Source organism: Streptomyces sp. NPDC006872 (genome assembly GCF_040635845.1).
Lineage (GTDB): Bacteria > Actinomycetota > Actinomycetes > Streptomycetales > Streptomycetaceae > Streptomyces.
Genome location: NZ_JBEYIL010000006.1, coordinates 469,892 through 491,998, shown reverse-complemented (window position 1 = coordinate 491,998; position 22,107 = coordinate 469,892). Strand labels below are relative to the sequence as shown.

The following is a 22,107-nucleotide window of genomic DNA, read 5'->3' as shown; positions in this document are numbered from 1 at the left end:
GCCGAGATCATCATCGGTGATCGGCACCCCGGCCGACAAACCGCGCCCCCCAGACCTGACATCCGGGACATTGCCCCGGGCGGGGGATTCCGCGCCGGTCGACATAGGGTTTGGAGCCATGACATGGCTGATCACCGGCGGAGCCGGCTACATCGGGGCGCACGCGGCACGGGCCATGACCGCGGCCGGGGAGCGGGTCGTCGTCCTGGACGATCTCTCCACCGGCGCCGCCGCGCGCCTCGGAGCGGACGTGCCGCTCGTGAAGGGCTCGGCACTGGACATCGAGCTGGTCGGGCGGGTCCTCGCCGAGCACGAGGTGACGGGCGTGGTGCACCTGGCCGCGCACAAGCAGGTCGCCCAGTCCGTGGCCCAGCCCGCCCGCTACTACCGGGAGAACGTGGGCGGTCTGGCCGGCCTCCTCGAAGCGGTCGCCGAGGCCGGGATCCGGCGGTTCCTGTTCTCCTCCTCCGCGGCCGTCTACGGCAACCCGGACGTGGAGCTCATCACCGAGGACACCCCGTGCGCCCCGGTGAACCCGTACGGCGAGACCAAGCTCGCCGGGGAGTGGCTGGTGCGGGCGGCGGGACAGGCGCACGGCATCGCGACGACGTGCCTGCGCTACTTCAACGTGGCCGGGGCGGCGGCGCCGGAGCTGGCCGACACCGGCGTCTTCAACATCGTCCCGATGGTCTTCGACCGGCTCACCCGGGACGAGGCGCCGCGGATCTTCGGCGCCGACTACCCGACGCCGGACGGCACCTGTGTCCGTGACTACATCCATGTCGCGGATCTGGCCGAGGCGCATCTCGCGGCGGCCCGGCGGCTGACCGCACCGGACGCGACGGGCGATCTGACGGTGAACATCGGCCGCGGCGAGGGCGTCTCGGTGCGCGAGCTGGTCACCCTCATCGGCGAGGTCACCGGCGACACCCGGCCTGCGGTCGTCGAGGGGCGCCGGCCCGGGGACGCGCCGCGCGCGGTGGCCTCGGCGGAGCTGGCGGCCCGGGAACTGGGGTGGACGGCCCGGCGCGGAGTGCGCGAGATGGTCGACTCGGCGTGGCGGGGCTGGCGGCTGCACCACACCTGAACCTCCGGTGAGGGTGCCCTGACCTGCGATTCGTTTCCGCAGGTCAGGGCACATGACAACGGTGTTCAGTGCCGCGTTGCCGGATACCCCCCACCCGTAGTTCACTGTGATCCCGGGGCAGAACACCACGGCCCGCGACGGACCACAGAAGGGCTGTTTCCATGGGGGCTGGGCACGACCACGGTCACACGCACGCACACGCTCCGACCACCGGTACGGCCACGGCGGCGTACCGCGGCAGACTGCGCGTCGCCCTGGCGATCACGCTCGGCGTCATGGTGGTCGAGATCGCCGGCGGGCTGCTCGCGGACTCCCTGGCGCTGATCGCGGACGCGGCGCACATGGCGACGGACGCGCTGGGACTGGGCATGGCGCTGCTGGCGATCCACTTCGCGAGCCGGCCGCCGAGCGCGAAGCGCACCTTCGGGCTCGCCCGCGCCGAGATCCTGGCCGCCCTCGCCAACTGTCTGCTGCTGCTCGGGGTGGGCGGCTACGTCCTGTACGAGGCGATCCAGCGGTTCTTCACGCCGGCCGCCACCGAGGGCGGGTTGATGATCTGGTTCGGCGCGATCGGCCTGGTGGCGAACATGGTCTCGCTCTCGCTGCTGATGCGCGGCCAGGCGGAGAGCCTCAATGTGCGCGGGGCGTTCCTGGAGGTGGCCGCGGACGCGCTGGGCTCGGTGGCGGTGCTGATCTCGGCGGTGGTGATCCTCACCACCGGCTGGCAGACCGCCGACCCGATCGCCTCGCTGGTCATCGGCCTGATGATCGTGCCGCGGACGGTGAAACTGCTGCGCGAGACGCTCGACGTGCTGCTGGAGTCGGCTCCCAAGGACGTCGACATGGCGGAGGTCCGCACCCACATACTCGCCCTCGACGGGGTGGAGGACGTCCACGATCTGCACGCCTGGACGATCACCTCCGGGATGCCGGTGCTGTCGGCGCACGTGGTGGTGCGCTCGGACGCGCTGAACGCCATCGGGCACGAGAAGATGCTGCACGAGCTCCAGGGCTGCCTGGGGGACCACTTCGACGTGGAGCACTGCACCTTCCAGCTGGAGCCGATCGGACACGCGGAGCACGAGGCGCGGCTCTGCCACTGAGCGGGCGCCCGTCTCGTCCTCGCGGGGGCGTCCGCACACGCGTTCCGGGCGGTTCCCCGCCCGGCGCGCCGGGCAAGATCGCCTACGGGTTCCCTCTCCGCACACGGGACATGCGCGCTTTCGCGCGAAGTGCCGGGAGTGCCCGGCGCGTGCGGCAGACTTGGGGGCGCGAGGACCGATGCTAAGGATGGGTATGCCGATCACACCTGCCACCGCGACACACAACTCTTCGAACGGCACCGCGGACGCGATCTTGCTGGAGCTGGTCGACGAGAACGGCGTCACGATCGGCACCGCGGAGAAGCTCGCCGCCCATCAGCCGCCGGGGCAGCTGCACCGCGCGTTCTCGGTGTTCCTCTTCGACGAGCGGGGCCGGCTGCTGCTCCAGCAGCGGGCGCTCGGCAAGTACCACTCCCCCGGCGTGTGGTCCAACACCTGCTGCGGTCACCCCTACCCCGGCGAGGCGCCGTTCGCGGCGGCCGCCCGGCGCACCTTCGAGGAGCTGGGCGTCTCCCCCTCGCTGCTCGCCGAGGCGGGCACGGTCCGCTACAACCACCCGGACCCGGACTCGGGCCTGGTGGAGCAGGAGTACAACCACCTGTTCGTCGGGCTGGTGCAGGCGCCGCTGCGGCCGGACGCGGCGGAGGTCGGCGACACGGCCTATGTGACGCCCGCCGAGCTGGCGGAGCGGCACGCGAAGGACACCTTCTCCTCCTGGTTCATGACCGTGCTGGACGCGGCGCGGCCGGCGGTCAGGGAGCTGACGGGTCCCTCGGCCGGCTGGTGACCCTCGGGGCGCGCCGGCCGTCAGAGCGCGCGCAGGGGCTTGAGCGGCAGGGCGGCCCAGATCACCTTGCCGCCGCCGGCCGTGTGCTCGACGTCGCACACCCCGCCGGCCTCCCTGGCGATCTCCCGCACCAGGAGCAGCCCCCGGCCTCCCGTCCGGCCGTGGTCGGCCTCCAGGGCGGTCGGGCGGTAGGGGTGGCCGTCCTCCACGGACACCCGTACCCACTCGGCTCCGACGGCGATCTCCACCGCGAGCATCGGCGACAGCACCGCCGCGTGCCGGACGGCGTTGGTCACCAGCTCGGAGACGATCAGCAGGATCCCGTGGGCCAGGTCGTCCGAGACCGGCACGCCCTGGCGGTACAGCAGGTCCCGGACGGCGTGCCGGGCCTGCGGGACCGAGGCGTCCACGGCGGCCGCGGTGAACCGCCAGACGCCCTCGTAGGGCAGCGGTCGCGGCACGCTCTCCTCGAGGGATTCGGGAGGTGCGCCCGAGGCCGGGCCGCCCTCTGGGCGTGGGTCGGGCCCGCGCCCTTGATCGTCCATCGTCCGGTCGCCACCCTCGCGCTCGATTGTCACCACACCTCGAGTGTTGGCAACGAGGTGCTTCCGCCCGGATGACTGAACAGAAGTCAGCAGTTATCGAGCGCTTCCGACCGCCCATGGCGGCCACGGTCGACTGCAGGACCGTTTCTGTCCTCTCCGCGCCGCCTTCGCGCACTCTTCGGGTTGTACGGGTTCGACGGCACCGCTCTTCCCTTTTGACTCCCTTTGACGCCGGTGTCGCCCCTCTCACATCGGCCGTCTCGATCATGGGGACCGCCGGGTGATTAGATCCGGAGCATGGAGCCCGAACTGCTGCACGGCGTCACCGACGCGGTCGCCACCGTCGTCCTGCACCACCCGGCGAAGCGCAACGCCATGACGGCCGCGATGTGGGCGGCGCTGCCCCCGTTGCTGGACGCCCTGGCCGCCGACCCCGGGGTGCGGGCGCTGGTGCTGACCGGTGCGGGCGGCACCTTCTGCGCGGGGGCCGACATCTCCACGCTGCAGGGGTCGCCGGAGGAGGCGCAGGGGCTGTCGGTACGGGCCGAGGAGGCCCTGGCCGCGTTCCCCAAGCCGACGCTCGCCGCGGTCCGGGGCCACTGCGTGGGCGGTGGCGCCCAGCTCGCCGCGGCCTGCGACCTGCGGTTCGCCGAGGAGGGCGCGCTGTTCGGGGTGACGCCGGCGAAGCTCGGGATCGTCTACGCGTCGTCCGCCACCCGGCGCTTGGTGTCCCTGGTGGGCCCGGCCACCGCCAAGTACCTGCTGTTCTCGGGCGAGCTGATCGAGGCGGAGCGGGCGCTGCGCACCGGGTTGGTCGACGAGGTGCTGCCCGCCGACGAACTCGACAAGCGCGTCGGGGAGTTCACGCGCGTGCTGGTGTCCCGCTCGCAGCTGACGCAGGCCGCCGCGAAGGAGTTCGCGAACGGACGCACGGACCGCGACGCCCACTGGCAGGCGCAGGCGCGCACGGCCGGCGACACCGCGGAGGGCGTCGCCGCGTTCCTGGAACGCAGGGAGCCGCGCTTCACCTGGACGACGTCGGGCTGAAGCGGCCGCGGGTCGTGCTCGCCGGCCGGCGCGGCGCCGCCGCCGTCCCGGGCCCGAAGCCCCGCCGGGGATGCGCCCTGATGCCCGGGTGTCGGCGTCACCTGCCACAATTGCCGCGCAACCTCAGTGGAGAAGGCGGTACGGGATCGTGACGACACCCGGGTCCATCGAAGTAGGGTCCATCGAAGGCAGGATCGCCGAGGAGCTCGGCGTACGGGAGCGGCAGGTGAAGTCCGCCGTGGAGCTGCTCGACGGCGGCTCGACGGTGCCCTTCATCGCCCGCTACCGCAAGGAAGCGACCGAGATGCTCGACGATGCGCAGCTGCGCACGATCGAGGAGCGGCTGCGCTATCTGCGGGAGCTGGAGGAGCGGCGGACGGCGATCCTGGAGTCGGTGCGCGAGCAGGGCAAGCTGACCGACGCGCTCGAGGCGCAGATCCGCGGGGCCGAGACCAAGGCGCGCCTCGAGGACATCTACCTGCCGTTCAAGCCCAAGCGGCGCACCAAGGCGCAGATCGCGCGCGAGGCGGGCCTCGAGCCGCTCGCCGAGGGGCTGCTCGGCGACCCGTCGGTCGATCCGCTCGCGGCGGCCGCCGCGTTCGTCGACGCCGACAAGGGCGTCGCCGATCCGCAGGCCGCGCTGGACGGCGCGCGGGCGATCCTCACCGAGCGCTTCTCGGAGGACGCCGACCTGATCGGCGAGCTGCGCGAGCGCATGTGGACGCGCGGGCGGCTCGCGGCCAAGGTGCGCGAGGGCAAGGAGGAGGCGGGCGCGAAGTTCGCCGACTACTTCGACTTCGCCGAGCCGTTCACCGCGCTGCCCTCGCACCGGATCCTGGCGATGCTGCGCGGCGAGAAGGAGGACGTCCTCGACCTCGTCCTGGAGCCGGAGGAGCCCTCCGAGCTGCCCGGTCCGTCGTCGTACGAGCCCATCGTGGCGTCGAGGTTCAAGATCGCCGACCGGGGCCGCCCCGGCGACAAGTGGCTGACGGACACGGTCCGCTGGGCGTGGCGCACCCGCATCCTCGTCCACCTGGGCATCGACCTGCGGCTGCGGCTGCGGACGGCCGCCGAGGACGAGGCGGTGAACGTGTTCGCCGCGAACCTCCGTGACCTGCTGCTCGCCGCCCCGGCCGGCACGCGCGCGACGCTCGGACTGGACCCCGGTTTCCGTACCGGCGTGAAGGTCGCCGTCGTCGACGCGACGGGCAAGGTCGTCGCGACCGACGTGATCTACCCGCACGTCCCGGCGAACAAGTGGGACGAGGCGATCGCCAAGCTGGCGCGTCTGTCGAAGGAGCACGCGGTCGATCTGGTCGCCATCGGCAACGGCACGGCCTCCCGCGAGACCGACAAGCTCGCCGGTGAACTCATCGACAAGCACCCGGAGCTGAAGCTCACCAAGGTGATGGTGTCCGAGGCCGGCGCCTCCGTGTACTCGGCCTCCGCGTTCGCCTCGCAGGAGCTGCCGGACATGGACGTGTCGCTGCGCGGCGCCGTGTCGATCGCCCGCCGGCTCCAGGACCCGCTCGCCGAGCTGGTGAAGATCGACCCGAAGTCGATCGGCGTCGGCCAGTACCAGCACGACCTGTCCGAGGTGAAGCTGTCGCGGTCGCTGGACGCGGTGGTGGAGGACTGCGTGAACGGCGTGGGCGTGGACGTCAACACGGCCTCGGCGCCGCTCCTGTCGCGCGTGTCCGGGATCTCCTCGGGCCTCGCCGAGAACATCGTGTCGCACCGGGACGCCAACGGGCCGTTCACCTCCCGCTCCGAGCTGAAGAAGGTGGCCCGGCTCGGCCCGAAGGCCTATGAGCAGTGCGCGGGCTTCCTGCGCATCCGCGGCGGCAGCGACCCGCTGGACTCCTCCAGCGTGCACCCGGAGGCGTACCCGGTGGTGCGGCGCATGGTGAAGGCCTCCGGCCAGGAGGTGGCGTCGCTGATCGGCAACACGGGCGTCCTTCGCTCGCTGCGGCCGAACGACTTCGTGGACGAGACGTTCGGTCTGCCGACCGTCGGCGACATCCTCAAGGAGCTGGAGAAGCCCGGTCGCGACCCGCGGCCCGCCTTCAAGACGGCCACCTTCAAGGAGGGCGTGGAGAAGATCTCCGACCTGTCCTCCGGGATGGTCCTGGAGGGGGTCGTGACGAACGTGGCGGCCTTCGGGGCGTTCATCGACGTCGGCGTCCACCAGGACGGTCTGGCGCATGTCTCCGCGCTGTCCAAGACGTTCGTCAAGGACCCTCGGGACGTCGTCAAGCCCGGTGACATCGTCAAGGTGAAGGTCCTCGACGTCGACATCCCGCGCAAGCGGATCTCGCTGACGCTCCGCCTGGACGACGAGGCGGCGCCGCAGGGCGGCCAGGGCCGGCCTGCCGACGGCCGGCAGCAGCGGGGCGGCGGACGCGCGCCGCAGCAACGCCGGCAGGGCCAGCAGGGCGGCCAGCGCGGCGGAGCGGCCGGCGGAGCCGCCGCCGGCGGAGCAGCCCGCCAGGCTCCCCCGCCGGCCAACAGCGCGATGGCCGACGCACTGCGCCGAGCAGGCCTGGTCGACCCGAAGAAGGGGAAGCGCTGAGCACGGCGTGAGCGTCGTTCCGACCGGGTGGCGCGGCCGAGCCGCTCGTACAGTGACGGTATGAGCACTTCCCGTGTCCTCAGTTGGAGCGTCACCGCGAGTGGGGGGTACGAGACCGCCTGGGTCGAGGACGGCGACGGCGTGCTGCGGGCTCGGGGGCGGGCGGTCGGTACGACGCCCGAGCCGTACTGGGTGTCGTACGAGCTCGACACCGCCGACGGGTTCGTGACGCGGCGGTTGCGGGTGACGGTCGAGGGAGCCGCGCGGACGCGCTCCCTCGATCTGCGGCACGACGGCCGGGGCGGCTGGACGGCGGACGGCGAGCGGCTGCCCGGCTTCGGCGACGCCCTCGACTGCGACCTCGGCCTGTCACCGCTCACCAACGCCATGCCGGTGCTGCGCCACGGGCTGCACCGGCAGCCGGGCGAGCGCCGCCTGCTGATGGCGTGGGTGTCGGTGCCGGCGCTGACCGTGCGGCCGTCGTGGCAGACGTACACATACCTCGGACCGGGCCGGAGGGGCACGCGGGTCCGGTTCGCCTCCGGGACCTTCCGCAGCGACCTCGAGTTCGACGCGGACGGATATGTCGTCGACTACCCGGGGCTGGCCACACGCCTGGCCTGAAAAGCGGGTGGAGCAGGCCGCCCGGGACGCCGGCTAGCGTTCCGTCACCTTGCCGTCCGCGACCTCCAGCCGACGCGTGACCTGAACCGCGTCCAGCATCCGCCGGTCGTGGGTGACCAGGAGCAGCGTGCCCTCGTAGGCGTCGAGGGCCGACTCCAGTTGCTCGATGGCCGGCAGGTCGAGATGGTTCGTCGGCTCGTCGAGGACGAGGAGGTTGACGCCCCGCCCCTGGAGCAGCGCGAGGGCGGCGCGGGTGCGTTCGCCGGGTGACAAGGTGGCCGCCGAACGCACGACATGGTCCGACTTCAGACCGAACTTGGCCAGCAGGGTGCGCACCTCGACCGGTTCGGTGTCCGGGACGGCCGCGCGGAACGCGTCCAGCAGCGACTCGGAGCCGTGGAACAGCTGCCGCGCCTGGTCGACCTCGCCGACCAGGACGCCCGAGCCGAGGCCGGCGTGTCCGGCGTCCAGCGGGATCCGGCCGAGGAGCGCGCCGAGCAGGGTCGACTTGCCCGCGCCGTTCGCGCCGGTGACGGCGACCCGGTCGGCCCAGTCGATCTGCAGGGTCACCGGCCCGAAGGTGAAGTCGCCGCGCCGCACCTCGGCCTCGCGCAGGGTGGCGACGACCGCGCCGGAGCGCGGGGCGGCCGCGATCTCCATCTGCAGCTCCCACTCCTTGCGGGGCTCCTCCACGACGTCCAGGCGTTCGATCATCCGCTGGGTCTGGCGGGCCTTCGCGGCCTGCTTCTCGCTGGCCTCGCTGCGGAACTTGCGGCCGATCTTGTCGTTGTCGTTGCCCGCCTTGCGGCGCGCGTTCTTCACGCCCTTGTCCATCCAGGAGCGCTGGGTCTGCGCACGGTCCTGGAGGGCGGCCTTCTTGTCGGCGTACTCCTCGAAGTCGTCGCGCGCGTGCCGGCGGGCCACGTCCCGCTCCTCCAGGTAGGCGTCGTAGCCGCCGCCGTAGAGGTGGATCTGCTGCTGGGCGAGGTCGAGTTCGAGGACCTTGGTGACCGTGCGGGTGAGGAACTCGCGGTCGTGGCTGACGACCACGGTGCCGGCCCGCAGGCCGGTCACAAAGCGTTCGAGGCGCTCCAGGCCGTCCAGGTCGAGGTCGTTGGTCGGCTCGTCGAGGAGGAAGACGTCGTAGCGGGAGAGAAGGAGGGAGGCGAGGCCCGCGCGGGCGGCCTGGCCGCCGGACAGGGCGGTCATCGGCTGGTCGAGGTCCACACCGAGGCCCAGCGAGTCGGCGACCTCCGCGGCGCGCTCGTCGAGGTCGGCGCCGCCGAGGTCCAGCCAGCGCTCCAGGCTCTCCGCGTAGGCGTCGTCGGAGCCGGGCGCGCCGTCGACCAGGGCCTGGGTGGCCTCGTCCATCGTGCGCTGCGCCTCGGCGACGCCGGTGCGGCGGGCGAGGAACTCGCGCACGCTCTCACCCGGCCGGCGCTCCGGTTCCTGGGGCAGATGGCCGACGCTCGCGGTCGGCGGGGAGAGCCTGAGCTCGCCCTGCTCGGGCGTGGTGAGCCCGGCGAGCAGCTTCAGCAGGGTGGACTTGCCCGCGCCGTTGGCACCGACCAGCCCGATCACGTCTCCGGGGGCGACGACGAGGTCGAGCCCGGAGAAGAGGGAGCGGTCGCCGTGCCCGGCGGCGAGGTTCTTGGCGACGAGAGTGGCAGTCATCAGGTCGTAGATCCTAGTCGTCGTACGGGGGCCCGGCTGCCGCGGTCCCCCGCGATCTCGCTCTTCGGCCGCACGGTCGGTTAACGTCCGGGCGTGGACACTCGGTTGAACGGCGATGTGATCGTGGTCGGCGGCGGGGTCATCGGGCTGGCGACGGCCGTGATCCTCGCCGAGCGCGGCCTGCGGGTGCGGATGTGGACACGGGAACCGGCCGAGCGGACCACCTCGGCCGTGGCCGGTGGGCTGTGGTGGCCATACCACATCGAGCCGATGGCGTCGGCGCGGGCGTGGGCGCTGCGGTCCCTGGAGATCTACGAGCGGCTCGCCGCACGGCCCGAGGAGACCGGGGTGCGTCTGGTCGACGGGGTGATGGGCGGGACGGACCTGGCCGACGTCGAGAGCTGGGCCGTCGGCCGGCTGGCCGGGCTGCGCCGGTCCACGGCGCGCGAGTACGGCGCCGGGACCGGCATCCGGGCGCGGCTGCCGCTGATCGACATGGCGACGCATCTGCCGTGGCTGCGGGAGCGGCTGCTGCGGGCGGGCGGCACGGTCGAGGAGCGTACGGTGACCGACCTGGCGGAGGCCGAGGCGCCGGTCGTGGTCAACTGCACCGGGCTGGGCGCGCGGGAGCTGGCGGCGGACGCGTCGGTGCGGCCCGTGCGGGGGCAGCTCGTCGTCGTGGAGAACCCCGGGATCGACACCTGGCTCGTCGCCACCGGCCCGGACGGGGAGATGGCCTATCTCTTCCCGCAGCCCGGGCGGCTGCTGCTGGGCGGCACCGCGGAGGACGACGTGTGGTCGCAGGAGCCGGACCCGAAGGCGGCCGAGGCGATCGTCCGGCGTTGTGCGGCCCTGCGGCCGGAGGTCGGCGGGGCACGGATCCTGGAGCACCGGGTGGGGCTGCGGCCGGCCCGGGCCGCGGTGCGCCTGGAGCGGACCCGACTGCCGGACGGGCGGGCGGTGGTGCACCACTACGGGCACGGCGGGGCGGGCGTGACGGTGGCCTGGGGGTGCGCGGAGGAGGCGGCCGAGCTCGTGTGCTCGGCCACCTCCTCGGCCTAGGGGGCCTACGGAATCCGGTACGTGTGGTGCGGTGTCCCTACGCCGTCCAGGGGCCCGGCGTAGGGGGTGCGGGCCGCCGATCCGAAAGTGGCGCGGGCGAAGGCGTCGGCGCCGCCGACGAACGGGACCCGGGCCGAGGTGCGCGACAGGTCCAGGGTGAGGGTCGGGGAGTCGGCGGGCGGGTCGATGAGGTCCTTGTCGGTGCCCGCGACGATCAGCGCGAGGCGGTGCCCGGCCGGCACGACATGGTCGGTGGCCGCCAGATCGAGGGTGATCGTGTACGCCTTGCCCGGGGTGAGCGGGACGCCCTTGCCCGGGTCGGCGTAGGTGCCCAGGTCGGCCCAGCCGCGGCTGACGACCGTCTGGCCGACGTCGGCCGTCCTCGCCGTCGTCTCCTTGAAGCAGGCGCTGTCGCCCGCGGTGCTCTCGCCCCAGCAGGTGCGGTCGGTGAGGGTGGTGATGCCCTCGCCGCTCGCCGCGTAGTCACGGATGACGTCGGGGCCGACGTCGACGAGGACGGCGGTCAGATGCGCCGTCGCGGTGGTGGGCGTGGCGGTGACGGTGACCTTCGAGGAGCCGGACAGCCGCAGGTCGCGGGTGAGGGCGCCGGTGACGAACCCGGCCTTCTCGGGGGTCGACGCGTCGATCTGCGCGGCCCAGTCGGTCTCGCCGAGCCCCGGGTCGTCGGTGAAGGCCGTAGTGCCCGTGCCCTTGCGCAGGCCGAGGGCGCCGACGCCCGGCCGGGCGCCGACGGCCGGGCGCAGGGTCGCGGTCCGCGTGCCCTTCGGCGGCCAGACCTTGGAGGTGACCCACTGGTCGGGGTGGCGTTCGATGTCGGCCATGGGCTCGCGGTCGATGCCGTTGTCGTAGCCGAGGAGCTCGTGGTCGAACCAGCGGTGCAGGGTCTCCACCCAGGTGGCGCGGCGGAAGTCGAAGGGGTCGACGTGGCCTGTCTGGGAGAGCCAGATCTTGCGCTCCACGCCATTCCTCGCGAGGGCGTCCCACCACTGGCCGAGGTGCTTGGTGCGGACGTTGAGGTCCTGCAGACCGTGGACGAGGAAGACGCTGGCCTTGACGTGGTGCGCGTTCTTGACGTAATCGCGCTCGGCCCACAGCGATGTCAGGTCGCCGGTGCGCGGGGCCTCGTCGACGAGTCGCCGCTGGACGGCCGTGCACTTGGCGTGGGACTCCGGGCTGTCGACGTAGTCGGCGAGGCGGTCGGGTCCGGAGTCGTAGAGGGGCGCGCCCTGGGCGAAGTAGTAGTCGTACCAGGAGGAGATGGCGCTGATCGGGACGATCGTCTTCAGGCCCCGCACGCCGGTGGCGGCGACGGCGTTGGCTATGGTGCCGTCCCAGCTCTTGCCGATCATGCCGGTCCTGCCGTTGGTCCAGTCCGCCTTCGCGGTCGCGCTGCCGGTGCGGGTGGTGTAGGCCCTGGCTCGACCGTTCAGCCAGTCGACCACGGCCTTCGCCGACTGGACCTCGTAGCGGCCGCCGACGTCCTCGCAGCCGTCGGAGCGGCTGGTACCGGACAGGTCGACGCCGACGAACGCGTAGCCGCGCGGCACGAAGTAGTTGTCGTAGAACAGCGGCATCCGGACGACGTTCCCGGCCGCGTCGTACGTCTTGCGCTGGCTCTCGTTGCCGCGTCCGCAGCAGGAGTAGTAGGGGCTCGCGTCCATGATGACGGGCACCTTGCGGCCCTGGGCGGCGGGTTCGCGGGGGCGGACGACGTCGACGGCGACGCGGTCCGTCCTCCCGTCGCCGTCGCCGTCGAGTCCGGTGTCGACCCAGACGGCTTCGCGGACGGCGTTCTGGTAGGAGTAGACGGGCCTGCTCTCGCGCGCGGCGCCGGAGAGGCCGGCGGCGTCGGAGGCGCTGTGGGCCGCTGTCGGGGTGAGGAAGGCGGCCGTCAGAAGGGTGATGACGGCGGTCGCGAGCGGTCTCCAGATCGTGAAGCGCATGCGTGTCGACATGCGCGGGACGCTACCCCGGTCAACTCCTGTGCAGAAGAGGGCGACTGTGCGCCGGCTGTGACCTGAGGGCCTCCATGGGGAGGGGGTGTGCGGGGGCGCGCCATGACGGCCGAATGGCGATCGTGTGACAGGGGCGGCGGTGGACACCCCTGCGCGCACAGGGACTCAATAGGCTCCGAACAGACCTCCGTCCCCCACGACTTGGAGCTTTCGTGCACCGCAGACTCATCGCGCCCGGCGCACTCGCCGCCGCGTCCGTGCTGCTGGCGATCCCGGCGTCCGCCGCGAGCCACTCCCCCGGCGCGTCGGGCATCGGCGACCCCTACTACCCGGCCTACGGCAACGGCGGCTACGACGTCTCCCACTACGACCTGCGGCTGACGTACCAGCCTGCCACGGACGAGTTGGCGGGGACGGCGACGATCCTCGCGCGGACCACCGAGGACCTGTCGAGCTTCGACCTGGACTTCCTGCTGGACGTCAGCGAGGTCCGCGTCAACGGCGCCACGGCCGCGTTCACCACCTCCGGCGAGCACGAGCTGGTGGTCACCCCGAAGAGCCCGCTGGCCAGGGGGACGTCCGTCACGGTCGTCGTCCGGTACAGCGGGGTGCCGTCGACGAAGAGCGCGTACGGCTTCTCCACCTGGCACCGCACACCGGACGGCGCGGTCGCGGCGGACGAGCCCGAATCGGCCTGGTGGTGGTTCCCGAGCAACGACCACCCGCTCGACAAGGCGACCTACGACGTGTCGGTGGCCGTGCCGGACGGCACCCAGGCCATCTCCAACGGCACACTCCAGTCGACGACTTCACGCCTGGGCTGGACCCGCTACACCTGGCGCCAGAACAAGCCTCAGGCGACGTATCTCTCCACTCTGGCGCTCGGCAGGTTCGACATCACGACGAGCACGTCCGAGGGCGGCGTGCCGGTGATCAACGCCTACAGCAAGAACCTCGGGGACAACGACGGGGGCGCGCGGGCGAGCGTGGAGCGCACCGGCGAGATCGTCGACTGGCTGAGCGGCTACTTCGGGCCGTACCCGTTCAGCACGGCCGGCGGGTATGTCCCCGACACCACCACCGGGTACGCGCTGGAGACGCAGAGCCGCGTGTTCTACAGCCCGCGGCAGTTCGCGAACGGCTCCAACACCTCACTGGTGGTACACGAGTTGGCGCACCAGTGGTACGGCGACTCGGTGTCCGTGAAGGGCTGGAAGGACATCTGGCTCAACGAGGGCTTCGCGCGGTACGCGCAGTGGCTGTGGTCCGAGCACGAGGGCGAGGGCACGGCGCAGGAACTCGCGGACTACGTGTACGCCGCGCACCCGGCCGACGACGCGTTCTGGACGGTGAAGCCGGGCGACCCGGGCGCCGCGCACCAGTTCGACATCGCCGTCTACGACCGGGGCGCGCTGGCGGTGCAGGCGCTGCGCAACGAGATCGGCGACGACGCGTTCTTCGCCGTCCTGAAGGGCTGGCCGCAGCAGCACGCGTACGGCAACGCGACGATCGCCGAGTTCCAGGCGTACGCCGAGCAAATCTCCGGGAAGCCGCTGGGCGCGCTGTTCGACACCTGGCTGTTCCAGCCGACCAGGCCGACGACACCGACGAAGCCGGCTGCTGCCGACGTGTCGGCCGCGAAGGCGCCCGCCGCCGTTCGGGTCGCGCCCGCGCCGCCGAAGTCCTGGAAGAAGATCGCGGCGACGAACGACCTGCACGAACACTGACCCGAACTCCCGTCTGATTCCGGGCGACTTTGGGTAACAAGGCGTGAAGGAATCGCGGACGAACTGGGGGACGGTCATGGCGGGTACGCAGAACGGCAACGAGGTCGGGTGGAGAGCGACGGCGGGCATCGGGTCGGTGGGGGTCGGCATCGGGCTGATCGCCGGGATTCCGGTGCTGTCCCTGCTGGGGGCGGTCGTCGTCCTCGTCGGTCTGATCGGCCTCACGGCGGCCAGGCGCAAGTAGGCCTGGCGCGCCCGCTCAGGATCCGGCTCGGGCCAGCAGCGCGTCGCGCGCGATGGCCGCGCTCTCCGTGGACGGCACCGTGCACGCGTACGCTCCGGCCAGTGCGCCGTACTCGGCGCATCGGCGCGGCGGTTCGCCGCTGAGGCGACCGAAGAGGAACGCGGACGCGAAGGCGTCGCCCGCGCCGTTGGAGTCCACCACCGGCGCGGGCGGGGTGGCGGCCGGTATGCGGGTCAGCTCGCCGTCGGAGAGCAGATACGCGCCCTGCGCGCCGGCCGTGGCGACGACGACCTCGGCGCGGCCGCGCTCGGCGATGCGGCGCATGGTCGCCTCCGGGTCGGTCAGCGCCGCCGCGGAGACGAAGACGACGTCCGCCGCGTGGGCGAAGGCCTCCTGGTAGGGGTTCTCGCCGTCCCAGTCGTGCAGGTCGGTGGAGATGCCGATCCCCGCCTCGCGCAGCAGGGGCAGGGCATCGGCGCAGGGCTGTGTGATGGACACGTGCGCGTGGCGGCTCGCCGCTGCCAGCGTCCGCAGGGTGTCCTCGGGGAGGCGGTCGTCCGGGCGCCCGCGGCTGGTGTCGTACAGCGACAGCCGTCGACCGTCCGGGCTCACCAGGTTGACCGCGCGCTTGGTGCCGGCGGGCTGCGGGATCGCGGTGAGGGCGATGCCGTGCTTCTCGTGCAGGGCGCGGACCAGGTCGCCCTCGGGGTCGTCGCCGAGGAAGTCCAGGTGGTGGGTGCGCAGGCCGAGGGCGGCGAGGCCCAGGGCGACGAAGTCGCCGGTCTGTCCGGCACGGGCCCGGATCCCGCTGTCGATCATGTAGCTGTCGGCGTACGGGAGCGGCAGCTCCGGCACGTACACGATCGTGTCGACGCCGGCCCCGCCCAGGACCAGGACGTCGATCTCCCCGACCGTGTCCTCGCTCAGGTCCCCGTGCATGTGCGCTACCCCTCCCCGTGGTCGTACACCGTCACCGCGACGCCCCGCCGCACCAGCCGCTCGGCGACGAGCGGCTCGACGCGGGACCACTTGCCGCCGGCCAGTCCGCAGCCTATCCGTGGCATGTGCACCGACGCACCGAGTTCGACCGCCCGGTCGGCCAGCGCGGACAGCGCGGCGTCGATGGCCTCGTAGCGCACGGGGACGCCCTTGCTGCCGGTGCGGGTGCCGCGCTGGCCGACCATGTTGGCGACCCACACGTACCGCTCCACCTGGACGAGTTGGAGCGCGCCCAGGCCGAAGTCGTTGGCGGCCCGCTCGCGGTGCCAGGCACGGTAGGCGGCCTCCGGCTCCGGCCAGCGGCGTGACACCGCCAGGACGAAGCCCTTTCCCCATCCCCCGATGTCGTTGCAGACATGGGCGATCACCTTGACGCCCTTCACCGACGGAACGGTGGCGTCACCCCGGACATAAGTGATCTCCGACATGACGCCACCGTAGGCGGTGCCACTGACAACGGCCCCGAGCCGCTGCTCCCTGAGCCGCGGCAGCGATACTGCTGCGCATGACGAGCGAGACGGCGGAGCCGGCCCTCACGGTGGACGAGCTGGCCGCCCGGGCGGGGGTCACGGTGCGGACGGTGCGCTTCTACGGCACCAAGGGGCTGCTGCCCCCGCCGGTCATCGGTCCGCGCCGGGTGGGGCACTACGGCGCCGGACATCTCGCACGCCTCGCGCTGATCGAGGAACTGCGGCGGCAGGGCCTGACGCTGGCGGCGATCGAGCGCTACCTGGACCGGCTGCCGCCCGGTCTCGACGCCCACGACCTCGCCGTGCACCGGGCGGTCGTGGCCTCCTGGGCGCCGGACGCCGTGGAGACCGTGACGCGGGAGGAGCTGCGCCGCCGGGCGGGGCGGACGCTCGGCGAGGAGGACGTGGACCGGCTCGTCGCGATGGGCGTGGTGGAGGCCCACACCGGGGAGCCGGACGGCGCGGACGCGTACCGCGTCGATCCGGGGCTGCTGCGGCTGGGCGTCCGGCTGCTCGACGTGCCGCTGTCGCCGGAGGCGATCCGTGCGGCCCGGACCGTCCTGCTCGACCATGCGCGCGACGCGGCACACGAGCTGTCGCGGCTGCTGCGCGAGGAGGTGCCGGAGCACGACGCGCAGGCGGTGCGGTCGCTTTCGGCGCATATGCAGCCCCTGGTCGTGCAGGCGTTGCTGACGGCGTTCCAGCGATCGCTGACGGAGGAGCTGAGGGAGTGGCTCGGGGAGCCGCCGACGGACGACGACTCCCCTGACGGATCGATCTGACCGGCCGATGTGACCGGCCGATCTGACCGGCCGATGTGACCGGCCGATCTGACCGGCCGATCTGACCAGCCGATCTGACCAGCCGATCTGACCAGCCGATGTGACTTGCTGATATGACCGGCCGATCCGACGGGCCTGTGACTCAGCGGGCGTCCGTGAAGGTCTCGCCCCGCTCCGCCTTCGCCACCAGCAGTGCGGGCGGGGTGAAGCGGTCGCCGTAGCGCTCCGCGAGTTCACGCGCGCGTGCCACGAATCCGGGGAGCCCGCCCTCGTAGCCGTTGATGTACTGGAGCACCCCGCCGGTCCAGCCGGGGAAGCCGATGCCGAAGAGGGAGCCGATGTTGGCGTCGGCCACGGACGTCAGCACGCCCTCCTCGAGGAGCTTGACGGTGTCGAGGGCCTCGGCGAAGAGCATGCGTTCCTGCATGTCCTCGAACGGGATCTCGGCGCCCGTGCGCGTGAAGTGCTCGCGCAGGCCCGGCCACAGCGCGCCCCGCTTGCCGTCCGGCCCGTACTCGTAGAAGCCCGCGCCGCCGCTGCGGCCGGGGCGGCCGAACTCCTCGACCATCCGGTCGATGACGGCCTCCGCGGGGTGTCCGGGCCAGGTGCCGCCCGCCTCCTCCACCGCCTGCTTCGACTCCTTGCGGATCTTCTGCGGGAGGGTGAGCGTCAGGTCGTCCATCAGGGACAGCACCTTGCCGGGGTAGCCCGCCTGGGCGGCGGCCTGCTCGACGGAGGCGGGCTCGATGCCCTCGGCGACCATGGCGACGCCCTCGTTGATGAAGTGGCCGATCACCCGCGAGGTGAAGAAGCCGCGCGAGTCGTTGACGACGATCGGCGTCTTCTTGATCTGCCGGACCAGGTCGAAGGCGCGCGCGAGCGCCTCGTCCCCGGTGCGTTCGCCCTTGATGATCTCGACGAGCGGCATCTTGTCGACGGGCGAGAAGAAGTGCAGCCCGATGAAGTCGTTCTGGCGTTCGACTCCCTCGGCGAGGACGGTGATGGGGAGGGTGGAGGTGTTGGAGCAGAGCAGGGCGTCGGGCTCGACGATGTGCTCGATCTCCTGGAAGACCTTGTGCTTGAGGGAGGTGTCCTCGAACACGGCCTCGATGACGGCGTCGCAGCCCGCCAGGTCCTGCGGGTCCGCGGTGGGCGTGATGCGGGCGAGCAGTGCGTCCGCCTTCTCCTGGCTGGTACGGCCCCGGGAAACGGCCTTGGCGCAGAGTTTCTCGGAGTAGGCCTTGCCCTTGGCGGCCGCTTCCGCGGAGACGTCCCGGAGCACGACGTCGATGCCCGCGCGGGCGCACGAGTAGGCGATGCCGGCGCCCATCATCCCGGCGCCCAGGACGGCGACCTTGCGGACCTCGCGGGGCGCGACGCCCTTGGGGCGGTTGACGCCGGAGTTGACGGCCTGGAGGTCGAAGAAGAACGCCTGGATCATGTTCTTCGACGTCTGCCCGGCGGCCAGCTCCACGAAGTAGCGGGCCTCGATGACCTGGGCGGTCTCGAAGTCGACCTGGGCGCCCTCGACGGCGGCGGCGAGGATCCGCTGCGGCGCGGGGTAGGGGGCGCCGTTGGTCTCCTTGCGCAGGCTGGCCGGGAAGGCGGGCAGGTTGGCGGCGAACTTCGGGTTGGCGGGGGTGCCGCCGGGGATACGGTGGCCCGGCTCGTCCCAGGGCTGCCGGGACTCGGGGTGGGCGTCGATGAAGGCGTGGGCCTTGGCGAGGAGTTCGTCGGGGGTGGCGGCGACCTCGTGGATCAGGCCGTTCTCCAGGGCCTGCCGGGGGCTGTACTGGGTGCCTTTGAGGAGGACCTTGAGGAGGGCGTCGGTGATGCCCAGCAGGCGCACGGTGCGGGCGATGCCGCCGCCTCCGGGGAGCAGGCCGAGGGTGACCTCGGGGCAGCCGATCTTCGAGCCGGGCGCGTCCAGGGCGACCCGGTGGTGGCAGGCGAGGGCGAGCTCGTAACCGCCGCCGAGGGCCGCGCCGTTCATCGCGGCGACGACCGGCTTGCCGAGGGTCTCGATGCGGCGGAGGTTGCGCTTGATCTCCAGTCCGCCGTCGAACAGCTCCTGGGCGGTCTCGGGGGTGACGCGGATGAGGTCGCGCAGGTCGCCGCCGGCGAAGAAGGTCTTCTTGGCGGAGGTGATGACGACGCCCCGGACGGAGTCCTTCTCGGCCTCCAGGCGGTCGGCGACCGCGGCGAGCGAGGCGCGGAACGCCGCGTTCATGGTGTTGGCGGACTGATCCGGATCGTCGAGGACGAGGGTGACCAGGCCGGTGCGGTCCTGTTCCCAGCGGATGGTGGTGCTCAGTGTCATGACGGGGTCTCCGTAGAAGTCTTGGGCTGCCGCTGGGGTGGTCAGACGCGCTCGACGACGGTGGCTACGCCCATGCCGCCGCCCACGCAGAGCGTGACGAGGCCGTAGCGCTTGTCCTGGCGCTCCAGCTCGTCGACGAGCGAGCCGAGGATCATCGCGCCGGTGGCGCCGAGCGGGTGGCCGAGCGCGATCGCGCCGCCGTTGACGTTGACCTTGTCCAGGGACAGGCCCATGTCCTCGACGAAGCGCAGGACGACCGCCGCGAACGCCTCGTTGATCTCGACGAGGTCGATGTCGTCGATGGTCAGGCCGGCCTTCGCGAGGGCCTTGCGGGTGGCGGGCGCGGGGCCGGTGAGCATGATCGTCGGCTCGGAGCCGGAGACCGCGGCGGAGACGATCCGCGCGCGCGGGGTGAGGCCGTAGCGCTCACCGACCTCCTTGGAGCCGATCGCGACCAGGGAGGCGCCGTCGACGATGCCGGAGGAGTTGCCCGCGTGGTGGACGTGGTCGATCTTCTCCACCCAGTGGTACTTCTGCAGCGCGACCGCGTCGAAGCCGCCCAGTTCGCCGATGTCGGCGAAGGAGGGCTTGAGCTTCGCGAGGGAGTCGGCGGTGGTGCCGGGGCGCGGGTGCTCGTCGTGGTCGAGGACGACGAGGCCGCCGCGGTCCTTCACCGGGACGACCGAGCGGTCGAAGCGGCCCTCCTTCCAGGCCGTCACCGCCCGCTCCTGCGACAGCGCCGCGTACTCGTCGACGTCGCGCCGGGAGAAGCCCCCGATGGTGGCGATGAGGTCGGCGCCGATGCCCTGGGGCACGAAGTTGACGGCCAGGTTGGTCATCGGGTCGTTGAACCAGGCGCCGCCGTCCGAGGCCATCGGCACCCGGGACATCGACTCCACGCCGCCCGCGAGGACGAGGTCCTCCCAGCCCGAACGGACCTTGGCGGCGGCCAGGTTGACCGCCTCCAGACCCGAGGCACAGAAGCGGTTCTCCTGTACGCCGGCCACGGTGTCCGGCAGACCGGCGGCGATCGCGGCGATGCGCGCGATGTCGGAGCCCTGGTCGCCCACCGGTCCGACGACGCCGAGCACGACGTCGTCGATCGCGGCCGGGTCGAGGCCGGGGAAGCGGCTTCGCAGCTCGTGGATGAGGCCGACGACGAGGTCGATGGGCTTCGTTCCGTGCAGGGCGCCGTTCGCCTTGCCGCGGCCTCGTGGGGTGCGGATCGCGTCGTACACATACGCTTCGGTGCTCACTGGCAGACCTTTCGGGAGGGTGGGCCGAGCGGGGCGGGGTCAGTCGCCCTGGTGCGGGAAGTCGTTCCGGGCGAAGTCGTTCTGCGGGAATTCGTTCTGGGGGAATTCGTTCTGGGGCGCGAGAGTGCTCTCGGGGCTCTTCACAAGATCCGTCACGAGCCCCGGTATGTCCCAGTCGCGGGCCACTTCGCGCGTGTCGGCGCCGGGTCGCGCGGGCCCGGTGCGCACGGCGGTGGGCGTCTCGGAGAAGCGGGGCGCCGGGGCCGGCTGGGTGATGCCGCCGTGGTCGGTGAAGGTGCCGCGGGCGGCGAGGTGCGGGTGGTGCGGAGCCTCGCGCAGCGACAGCACGGGCGCGACACACGCGTCGGAGTCCTCGAACAGGGCCGTCCACTCGTCGCGTGTGCGGGACTTGAAGCGGGCGGCGACGGCCTCGCGCAGCGCGCCCCAGCGCGTCCGGTCCTTGCGGGCGTCCCGGAATTCCGCCAGGCCCAGCAGGTCGACGAACTCGTCGTAGAACTGCGGCTCCAGGGCGCCGACGGCCATGTACCCGCCGTCGGCGGTCTCGTAGGTGCCGTAGTACGGGCAGCCGCCGTCGAGGAGGTTGACGGCGCGCCGGTCCTGCCAGCCGCCGGCGGAGAGCATGCCGTGGATCATCGTGGAGAGGTGGGCGGCGCCGTCGACGATGGCCGCGTCGACGACCTGGCCGGCGCCGCTCACGCGCGCGTGGTGGAGAGCGGCGAGGACGCCGACGACGAGGTAGAGGGAGCCGCCCGCGTAGTCGCCGAGGAGGTTGGCGGGGGCCGGCGGCGGCCGGTCCGGGGCGCCGATCATGCCGAGGGCGCCGGTGACGGCGAGGTAGGAGACGTCGTGGCCGGAGCGGTGGGCCAGGGGGCCCTGCTGGCCCCAGCCGGTCATCCGGCCGTAGACCAGTCGGGGGTTGCGGGCGTGGCAGTCCTCGGGGCCGACCCCGAGGCGCTCGGCGACGCCCGGCCGGTTGCCCTCGATGAGCACGTCGGCGCGGGCGGCCAGGTCGAGCACGCGCGCGGGGCCGTCCGGCGCCTTGAGGTCGACGATCACCGATCGCTTGTTGCGGTTGGTGACGTCATGGGCGGGGTCGACGCCGAGGACCGAGCCGCCGGGGCGGTCCACGCGGACGACGTCGGCGCCGAGGTCGGCCAGGAGCATGCCCGCGAAGGGGCCGGGGCCGATCCCGGCGAGCTCCACCACGCGCACGCCGGTCAGCGGGCCCTGCCCGGTCGTCCGTCCCGTTGTCATCCAGCCCCCTTGCTGTGACACAACCGATGTAACACCAGTGATGTTAGGAACACGTTCCGGTGGACACAAGAGCAGAACAAGCAAGCGCTTAGCCAGTATGCCCGGTCCGCCGGTCGCCGTACCGTCGCCACCGGACCGCCGTCGCCGGACCGGCTCAGCGCGCCTCCAGCTCCGCTATGAACCGCTGGGGAGCGATCGTGCGGTAGCTCTCCTCCACCCAGTCGCAGAGCAGCTCGGCCCCGGGGGCGCCCTTCTCCTCCAGCGGCAGGCTCACCCAGCCCGACCTGCCCAGGCCGTATCCGGCGGGCTCGGCGCCCGGCGCGGCCAGCGCATGGGCGTGCGCGGTCTCCTCGGCGAGCTTGAGAGTGACGCCCAGTGGGTGACTGCCGTCGTCGACGCCGAGGAAGACGAACACCTTCTTGTTGACCTTGGCCACCGTCTCGCCCCACGGGAACTCCTCGGTCGCGCCGGGCAGTCCGAGCGCGAACTCGCGTACTTTCTCCCATTTCCTCAGGGCGTTCCTGTCCACGGTCACCTGCTGCCTCCGGGCTCGTCGT

19 protein-coding genes are annotated in these 22,107 nt (G+C 72.3%); 10 read left to right on the top strand and 9 right to left on the bottom strand.

Annotated elements, in window-relative coordinates:
• Positions 1–118 precede the first annotated feature (118 nt).
• From galE to idi, 3 genes are all read left to right on the top strand, one after another.
• On the top strand, positions 119–1,087 hold the full coding sequence (gene galE, locus ABZ725_RS20950; protein WP_358804084.1) for a UDP-glucose 4-epimerase GalE: 969 nt from the start codon (positions 119–121) through the stop codon (positions 1,085–1,087).
• Positions 1,088–1,248: 161 nt separating this feature from the next.
• Positions 1,249–2,190 carry a cation diffusion facilitator family transporter gene (locus ABZ725_RS20945; RefSeq protein WP_358804083.1) on the top strand — a complete coding sequence of 314 codons (942 nt, stop codon included), beginning with the start codon at positions 1,249–1,251 and terminating at the stop codon, positions 2,188–2,190.
• 193 nt (positions 2,191–2,383) lie between these two features.
• Complete coding sequence (idi, locus tag ABZ725_RS20940; protein ID WP_358804082.1) at positions 2,384–2,977, top strand: isopentenyl-diphosphate Delta-isomerase; 594 nt, start codon at positions 2,384–2,386, stop codon at positions 2,975–2,977.
• A gap of 20 nt (positions 2,978–2,997) precedes the next feature.
• Here idi and ABZ725_RS20935 read toward each other — a convergent pair whose 3' ends face one another.
• Positions 2,998–3,522 carry an ATP-binding protein gene (locus ABZ725_RS20935; RefSeq protein ID WP_358804162.1) on the bottom strand — a complete coding sequence of 175 codons (525 nt, stop codon included), beginning with the start codon at positions 3,520–3,522 and terminating at the stop codon, positions 2,998–3,000.
• A 297-nt stretch (positions 3,523–3,819) separates the two neighbouring features.
• Between ABZ725_RS20935 and ABZ725_RS20930 the strand changes: the two genes are divergently transcribed.
• The 3 genes from ABZ725_RS20930 (at position 3,820) to ABZ725_RS20920 (ending at position 7,765) form a co-directional block, all read left to right on the top strand.
• Complete coding sequence (locus ABZ725_RS20930) at positions 3,820–4,569, top strand: enoyl-CoA hydratase/isomerase family protein (RefSeq protein WP_351919667.1); 750 nt, start codon at positions 3,820–3,822, stop codon at positions 4,567–4,569.
• A gap of 148 nt (positions 4,570–4,717) precedes the next feature.
• Positions 4,718–7,141, top strand: a complete 2,424-nt coding sequence (locus tag ABZ725_RS20925; RefSeq protein ID WP_358804081.1) for a Tex family protein — start codon at positions 4,718–4,720, stop codon at positions 7,139–7,141.
• Positions 7,142–7,201: 60 nt separating this feature from the next.
• Positions 7,202–7,765, top strand: a complete 564-nt coding sequence (locus tag ABZ725_RS20920) for a putative glycolipid-binding domain-containing protein (protein WP_358804080.1) — start codon at positions 7,202–7,204, stop codon at positions 7,763–7,765.
• Positions 7,766–7,798: 33 nt separating this feature from the next.
• On the opposite strand, the gene ABZ725_RS20915 is transcribed toward ABZ725_RS20920, so the two are convergent.
• The gene (locus ABZ725_RS20915) at positions 7,799–9,439 is read right to left on the bottom strand and encodes an ABC-F family ATP-binding cassette domain-containing protein (RefSeq protein ID WP_358804079.1); all 1,641 of its coding nucleotides are present in this window, start codon (positions 9,437–9,439) and stop codon (positions 7,799–7,801) included.
• Positions 9,440–9,532: 93 nt separating this feature from the next.
• Between ABZ725_RS20915 and ABZ725_RS20910 the strand changes: the two genes are divergently transcribed.
• Complete coding sequence (locus tag ABZ725_RS20910; protein WP_358804078.1) at positions 9,533–10,501, top strand: FAD-dependent oxidoreductase; 969 nt, start codon at positions 9,533–9,535, stop codon at positions 10,499–10,501.
• A 5-nt stretch (positions 10,502–10,506) separates the two neighbouring features.
• Here the strand turns inward: ABZ725_RS20910 and ABZ725_RS20905 are convergent, their stop codons facing one another.
• Complete coding sequence (locus ABZ725_RS20905) at positions 10,507–12,477, bottom strand: Xaa-Pro dipeptidyl-peptidase (protein WP_358804077.1); 1,971 nt, start codon at positions 12,475–12,477, stop codon at positions 10,507–10,509.
• Positions 12,478–12,689: 212 nt separating this feature from the next.
• On the opposite strand from ABZ725_RS20905, the gene ABZ725_RS20900 reads away from it, so the two are divergent.
• Both ABZ725_RS20900 and ABZ725_RS20895 read left to right on the top strand, forming a co-directional pair.
• Positions 12,690–14,204: a M1 family metallopeptidase gene (locus tag ABZ725_RS20900; protein ID WP_358804076.1), complete on the top strand. Its 1,515-nt coding sequence runs from the start codon at positions 12,690–12,692 to the stop codon at positions 14,202–14,204.
• A gap of 76 nt (positions 14,205–14,280) precedes the next feature.
• Entirely contained in the window at positions 14,281–14,448 is a 168-nt protein-coding gene (locus tag ABZ725_RS20895) for a hypothetical protein (RefSeq protein WP_358804075.1), read from the top strand.
• A gap of 15 nt (positions 14,449–14,463) precedes the next feature.
• On the opposite strand, the gene ABZ725_RS20890 is transcribed toward ABZ725_RS20895, so the two are convergent.
• Together ABZ725_RS20890 and ABZ725_RS20885 are read right to left on the bottom strand one after the other, a co-directional pair.
• Positions 14,464–15,387 (bottom strand): adenosine kinase, encoded by a 924-nt coding sequence (locus tag ABZ725_RS20890; protein WP_358804074.1) that lies wholly within the window; start codon positions 15,385–15,387, stop codon positions 14,464–14,466.
• 5 nt (positions 15,388–15,392) lie between these two features.
• Positions 15,393–15,875, bottom strand: coding sequence for a macro domain-containing protein (locus ABZ725_RS20885; RefSeq protein ID WP_358804073.1), 483 nt, complete (start codon positions 15,873–15,875; stop codon positions 15,393–15,395).
• 77 nt (positions 15,876–15,952) lie between these two features.
• Between ABZ725_RS20885 and ABZ725_RS20880 the strand changes: the two genes are divergently transcribed.
• Entirely contained in the window at positions 15,953–16,699 is a 747-nt protein-coding gene (locus ABZ725_RS20880) for a MerR family transcriptional regulator (protein WP_358804072.1), read from the top strand.
• 142 nt (positions 16,700–16,841) lie between these two features.
• On the opposite strand, the gene ABZ725_RS20875 is transcribed toward ABZ725_RS20880, so the two are convergent.
• The 4 genes from ABZ725_RS20875 to ABZ725_RS20860 all read right to left on the bottom strand — a co-directional run bounded on the left by ABZ725_RS20875 (position 16,842) and on the right by ABZ725_RS20860 (position 22,085).
• Complete coding sequence (locus tag ABZ725_RS20875) at positions 16,842–19,019, bottom strand: 3-hydroxyacyl-CoA dehydrogenase NAD-binding domain-containing protein (RefSeq protein WP_358804071.1); 2,178 nt, start codon at positions 19,017–19,019, stop codon at positions 16,842–16,844.
• Positions 19,020–19,060: 41 nt separating this feature from the next.
• Complete coding sequence (locus ABZ725_RS20870; RefSeq protein WP_358804070.1) at positions 19,061–20,275, bottom strand: acetyl-CoA C-acetyltransferase; 1,215 nt, start codon at positions 20,273–20,275, stop codon at positions 19,061–19,063.
• A 39-nt stretch (positions 20,276–20,314) separates the two neighbouring features.
• Positions 20,315–21,550: a CaiB/BaiF CoA-transferase family protein gene (locus ABZ725_RS20865; protein WP_358804069.1), complete on the bottom strand. Its 1,236-nt coding sequence runs from the start codon at positions 21,548–21,550 to the stop codon at positions 20,315–20,317.
• Between the two features lie 154 nt (positions 21,551–21,704).
• The gene (locus tag ABZ725_RS20860; RefSeq protein WP_358804068.1) at positions 21,705–22,085 is read right to left on the bottom strand and encodes an MmcQ/YjbR family DNA-binding protein; all 381 of its coding nucleotides are present in this window, start codon (positions 22,083–22,085) and stop codon (positions 21,705–21,707) included.
• Positions 22,086–22,107 lie beyond the last annotated feature (22 nt).

Bases quoted from the DNA above. Each gene is read 5' to 3' on its own strand.
- galE (WP_358804084.1), top strand. From the start codon at position 119: ATGACATGGCTGATCACCGGCGGAGCCGGCTACATCGGGGCGCACGCG.
- ABZ725_RS20945 (WP_358804083.1), top strand. From the start codon at position 1,249: ATGGGGGCTGGGCACGACCACGGTCACACGCACGCACACGCTCCGACC.
- idi (WP_358804082.1), top strand. From the start codon at position 2,384: ATGCCGATCACACCTGCCACCGCGACACACAACTCTTCGAACGGCACC.
- ABZ725_RS20935 (WP_358804162.1), bottom strand. From the start codon at position 3,522: ATGGACGATCAAGGGCGCGGGCCCGACCCACGCCCAGAGGGCGGCCCG.
- ABZ725_RS20930 (WP_351919667.1), top strand. From the start codon at position 3,820: ATGGAGCCCGAACTGCTGCACGGCGTCACCGACGCGGTCGCCACCGTC.
- ABZ725_RS20920 (WP_358804080.1), top strand. From the start codon at position 7,202: ATGAGCACTTCCCGTGTCCTCAGTTGGAGCGTCACCGCGAGTGGGGGG.
- ABZ725_RS20915 (WP_358804079.1), bottom strand. From the start codon at position 9,439: ATGACTGCCACTCTCGTCGCCAAGAACCTCGCCGCCGGGCACGGCGAC.
- ABZ725_RS20905 (WP_358804077.1), bottom strand. From the start codon at position 12,477: ATGTCGACACGCATGCGCTTCACGATCTGGAGACCGCTCGCGACCGCC.
- ABZ725_RS20895 (WP_358804075.1), top strand. From the start codon at position 14,281: ATGGCGGGTACGCAGAACGGCAACGAGGTCGGGTGGAGAGCGACGGCG.
- ABZ725_RS20890 (WP_358804074.1), bottom strand. From the start codon at position 15,387: ATGCACGGGGACCTGAGCGAGGACACGGTCGGGGAGATCGACGTCCTG.
- ABZ725_RS20885 (WP_358804073.1), bottom strand. From the start codon at position 15,875: ATGTCGGAGATCACTTATGTCCGGGGTGACGCCACCGTTCCGTCGGTG.
- ABZ725_RS20880 (WP_358804072.1), top strand. From the start codon at position 15,953: ATGACGAGCGAGACGGCGGAGCCGGCCCTCACGGTGGACGAGCTGGCC.
- ABZ725_RS20875 (WP_358804071.1), bottom strand. From the start codon at position 19,019: ATGACACTGAGCACCACCATCCGCTGGGAACAGGACCGCACCGGCCTG.
- ABZ725_RS20865 (WP_358804069.1), bottom strand. From the start codon at position 21,550: ATGACAACGGGACGGACGACCGGGCAGGGCCCGCTGACCGGCGTGCGC.